Source organism: Vibrio sp. 2134-1 (assembly GCF_033339495.1).
This window is the reverse complement of the sequence record NZ_JAWOUS010000519.1, coordinates 1-657: the sequence shown is the minus strand read 5'-3', so window position 1 is coordinate 657 and position 657 is coordinate 1. Positions and strand designations below refer to the sequence as shown.

General features: G+C 49.6%; 1 protein-coding gene. It reads right to left on the bottom strand.

The window, feature by feature from the left end; all coding sequences use genetic code 11:
• Positions 1-657: RecQ family ATP-dependent DNA helicase (locus tag R7R78_RS26980; protein WP_225474716.1), on the bottom strand; the 657-nt coding region annotated here is incomplete at both ends.

The following is a 657-nucleotide window of genomic DNA, read 5'->3' as shown; positions in this document are numbered from 1 at the left end:
CATGTTCACGCACGCGGATATTTTGCATACCACGCAGCACCTCAACCACATACGTCATACCAAAGCTTTGGTTAACGCGATAAACACACGACAACGCTTTTCGCGCTTCTTCTGTCGCATCAAAATGTTTGGGTGGATCGAGGCAGATATCGCAGTTACCACAAGGCTTCTCGCGGTATTCACCAAAGTAGTTGAGCAGAACCTGACGACGACAGGTTTGCGCTTCTGCAAAGGCACTCATCGCATTAAGTTTATGGCTTTCTACTTGCTTTTGCGGTCCATCGTCTTTTTCATCCAGCATGCGACGTAGCCAACTGATGTCTGCAGGGTCATATAACATCATCGCTTCAGCAGGCAAACCATCTCGCCCTGCTCGTCCCGTTTCTTGGTAGTAGGATTCAATATTGCGCGGAATATCAAAGTGCACCACAAAACGGACGTTCGGCTTGTTGATGCCCATACCAAAGGCAACCGTCGCGACCACGATTTGAATGTCATCACGCTGAAACGCCTCTTGAACGTAAGCACGCTCATCAGCGTCCATCCCTGCATGATAGCCCGCCGCACGGATGTGGTTGTTGCACAGCTTCTCCGTCACCATTTCGACTTTCTTACGGCTACCACAGTAAATGATGCCGCAATTGCCCTTTTGAGTGT